The organism is Vannielia sp., from assembly GCF_029212645.1.
Lineage (GTDB): Bacteria > Pseudomonadota > Alphaproteobacteria > Rhodobacterales > Rhodobacteraceae > Vannielia.
In genome coordinates, this window is record NZ_JARGND010000095.1 from 1 (window position 1) to 3,710 (window position 3,710).

The 3,710-nt window shown below is 52.6% G+C and carries 4 protein-coding genes; all 4 read left to right on the forward strand.

The features are described 5' to 3' along the window. Positions 1 to 93 precede the first annotated feature (93 nt). The gene (locus tag P1U55_RS15815; RefSeq protein ID WP_301048603.1) at positions 94 to 723 is read left to right on the forward strand and encodes a hypothetical protein; all 630 of its coding nucleotides are present in this window, start codon (positions 94 to 96) and stop codon (positions 721 to 723) included. 185 nt (positions 724 to 908) lie between these two features. After that, the gene (locus tag P1U55_RS15820) at positions 909 to 2,312 is read left to right on the forward strand and encodes a cytochrome ubiquinol oxidase subunit I (protein ID WP_301048604.1); all 1,404 of its coding nucleotides are present in this window, start codon (positions 909 to 911) and stop codon (positions 2,310 to 2,312) included. Continuing rightward, entirely contained in the window at positions 2,309 to 3,319 is a 1,011-nt protein-coding gene (locus P1U55_RS15825) for a cytochrome d ubiquinol oxidase subunit II (RefSeq protein WP_301048605.1), read from the forward strand. The genes P1U55_RS15820 and P1U55_RS15825 overlap by 4 nt, the downstream gene beginning before the upstream one ends. Positions 3,320 to 3,526: 207 nt before the next feature. Beyond that, positions 3,527 to 3,710 (forward strand): 2Fe-2S iron-sulfur cluster-binding protein (locus P1U55_RS15830; protein WP_301048606.1); only part of this gene is annotated, 184 nt, incomplete at its 3' end.

The window sequence follows — 3,710 nt, forward strand, 5'->3', positions numbered from 1 at the left end:
TTAGTGGTATGCGTTTAGTTGATGCCGATGATGATGATGATCCTGATACGCGGGCCCCTTCGTCCTTGAAAGGGCGCGGCGGTCAAAAGTCTCGTGGAAAGTCAAAAGGACCTGCGCGGGCAAAACGTCCTCATAAACCTAAAGCGAGATCCGCAGCGCCTGCTTATCCTGAGGGGGAGCGCGAGGCTGCGCGTGGCACTGCAGAGGGGGCGTCTCGAGGTGGTGCTGGTGGGCGCGCGCGGCGTGTCGACGGGGCTGCTGAAGGTGGACGCCGGACTGAAGGGGCTGGAAAGCCTCGGCGACAAGGGGCTGGTAATAAGCAGGGGGCTGGTAATAAACCTAACCGTTCTGCTGGGAGTGGGCGGTCAACTGATGCTCGCTCTAGTGAGGGGCGCGCCAATGACGGGCGGCCCGGTCAAAAAGGGCGTCCAGAGAGAACAAATCGCTCAACTGCTGGCCGTTCTGAGGGCGAGCGAGCTGCTGGAGACCGGGCTGGCGGAAGCCGCACGGAAGGGGGGCGAAGTGATGCGCGGGCACGTGCGGGCGAGGGAAAACCCGCCGGTGGCCGGGGTAAACCAGGTGGTCGTAAGCCCTCGGCTGGCGGTAAGCCTAAGACTGGGGGGCGGCCTGGTGGTTCTGGTGGTCCGGGGGGGCAAAAAGGTGGGGCACGGCGTCCCACACGCTCGAAGCCTGCTCGCTAAATTCATTTTGCACTATATTTAAATTAAACGCCCCGCCTGTTGCTTCAGGCGGGGCGTTTGTGTGTCCCTGCGCTAATTCGCCCTGCGGCGAATAGGGTGCTGGCTTTACTCAAATGAGTTGATAGGCTGAAATAACACACTTGACCTTAATGTGTTTAGGATATTGCTGGCTCTTAATAGAGCGCACTCTTTTGAGGAAATGTACTGATGGAAGCTGATGCACTGATGCTGTCGCGCATTCAATTTGGGGCCAATATCTCATTTCATATTTTATTCCCGACGATCACCATCGCTTTGGGGTGGATGCTGCTATTCTTTCGTTTGCAGTATGCCCGCACGAATGACATGAAGTGGATGGCAGCGTATTTTTTCTGGACCAAAGTTTTTGCTTTAGGCTTTGCAATGGGCGTTGTCACCGGCATCACCATGTCTTTTCAATTCGGCACCAATTGGCCCGGATACATGGAAACGGTGGGCAACGTAGCAGGGCCTTTGCTCGCCTACGAAGTTCTGACAGCGTTCTTTTTGGAAGCCACCATGTTGGGTGTGATGCTGTATGGCTTTAGTCGTGTGCCGGGCTGGATGCATGTGACGGCGACAATTTTGGTTGCCGTGGGGACGCTTGCGTCGGCGTTTTGGATTTTGGTGCTTAACAGTTGGATGCAAACACCTGCAGGTTTTGAACTGCGTGACGGCGTGGTACATGCCACTGATTGGTGGGCTATCTTGTTCAACCCTTCGATGCCGTACCGCATCATTCATATGCTTTTGGCTTCTGCGCTTACGGTTAGCTTTTTGGTTGCTGGACTATCTGCTTATCGCTGGCTGAAAGGTGATCGCAGCCCTGCTATGTGGGCGGCGCTGCGCGCAGGCATTGTGGCGGCAGCCTTGTTGATACCAGTTCAGATTTTTGCGGGTGATCAGCACGGGCTTAATACATTGGAACATCAGCCCCAAAAGATTGCGGCGATGGAAGGGCTTTGGGAAACTGAGAAGGGTCCTGCTATGGTTCTCTTTGGATGGCCGGATGAGGAGACCCGCAGTAATCATTATGCGATCGAAATCCCTCATGGGGCGGGCCTTATTTTAACTCACGAGTGGGATGGAGAAGTGCGGGGCCTTAATGAATTTATCGGAGATCACCCTCCGGTTGCTCCGGTGTTCTTTGGCTTTCGTATTATGGTCGGGGTTGGTTTTTTAATGTTGGCGGTGGCGTGGTTTGGCGGTTACCAGCTTTATCGGCATGGGACGTTCCCGCTTTGGTTTTTCCGCGTTTGCGTTGGTATGACATTTTCTGGCTGGGTGGCTACGTTGGCTGGTTGGTACGTCACGGAGATTGGACGTCAACCGTGGCTTGTTTCTGGGGTGCTCAAAACGGCTGATGCGGTGGGGCCTGTCGGCGCACCTATGGTGGCAACAACACTGGCCGCCTATTTGATCACCTATGCTGTTTTGCTTGTCGCGTATGTGACTACGCTTTTCTATCTGGCTACACAAGCTGCTGAGGCGAGCCAAAACGATGGGCTTAATGACGCGCCAGAAAAAGGCGGATTGCGTATGGCGGTGCGCGGCATTGCCGGGCTTAAAGAAAATAGTGAGGGTTTAAAATGAGTGAACTTGTTCAAGGCGATCAGTGGCTTGCCTATACCTTCGCGGGCCTCATGGGTTTGTCTATGCTGATCTATGCTGTGCTGGATGGGTATGATCTTGGCGTGGGGGTGCTCAGCCGTTTTGCTAATGGTAAAGATAAGGACCTGATGATTGCTTCTATTGGTCCTTTTTGGGATGCCAATGAAACGTGGTTGGTGTTGGGCGTTGGATTGCTGCTTGTCGCTTTTCCAGCCGCACATGGGATGATCCTCTCACACCTCTATCTGCCTGTTGCCTTGATGTTGCTCGGACTGATCTTTCGCGGGGTGGCTTTTGATTACCGTGCGAAGGCACCTACTGAGCAAAAAGAACGATGGAATTTTTCTTTCTTTTTTGGGTCGCTTCTGGTGGCTTTTGCACAGGGGTTTATGCTGGGTCATTATATTTTGGGCTTTGCCGATACGGCGTTGGCTTGGATGTTTAGTGTGCTCGTCGGTGTCTGCGTTGTGCTGGGATATAGTTTAATTGGTGCGTGCTGGCTGATTTTGAAATGTGAAGGTGATTTGCAGCGTAAAGCTATTGGCTGGGCGCAGCGCGCACTCATCGGCGCGGTAGCAGGTATTGCTCTGGTGTCGCTTTCAACACCTTTGGTAAGCGGCCGTATTTTTGATAAGTGGTTTTCTCTGCCTGAGTTTTTCTATCTCTCGCCGGTGCCATTGGTCACAGCTGGATTGGTTGTCGGATTGGCAGTGTTGTTGTCACGGCTACCGAAGGCGGATGATCGTCAGAGTTGGATGCCCTTTGCGATGGTGATTGGCATTTATGTTCTGTGTTTTTTTGGGCTGGCTTTCAGCTTCTTTCCTTACATTGTGCCGGAAAAGATGATGATTGTAGATGCCGCGAGTGCACCAGCTTCCCTTTGGATTATCTTTGTCGGAACCGTTTTTGTGCTACCGGTCTTGGCTGGTTACACCGTTTTTGCTTATTGGGTTTTCCATGGGAAAGCGCGAGAATTGCATTACGACTGAGCTCGTTAGGTCGATTGTGCCGGAGCGTATTCCGTAACTACCTGAAAATAATCAATAAAACCCCACCCTTTAGAGCGTGGGGTTTTTTGTGGCTGGTTCTTGACAGGTCGATCGAGTCTTTATACCATAATATGCGTAGTAAAAATACGTATTAACTGGAGCGCACAGACAGTGACGCTCAGCAACAAATGCGCAAGGGAGAGAGCGTTGCCACACGTAACCTTTATCGAAAACGACGGCACAGAACACAAAATTGAAGGCGAGGATGGCCTGTCAGTCATGGAAGCTGCGGTGAACAATATGGTGCCCGGCATTGACGGTGATTGCGGAGGCGCGTGTGCCTGTGCGACCTGCCATGTGTTTGTAGATCAAGATTGGATGAGCAAATTAG

What these genes read in the sequence shown, in the direction of transcription:
- P1U55_RS15820 (WP_301048604.1), top strand. Translation starts at nt 909, where the DNA reads ATGGAAGCTGATGCACTGATGCTGTCGCGCATTCAATTTGGGGCCAAT.
- P1U55_RS15825 (WP_301048605.1), top strand. Translation starts at nt 2,309, where the DNA reads ATGAGTGAACTTGTTCAAGGCGATCAGTGGCTTGCCTATACCTTCGCG.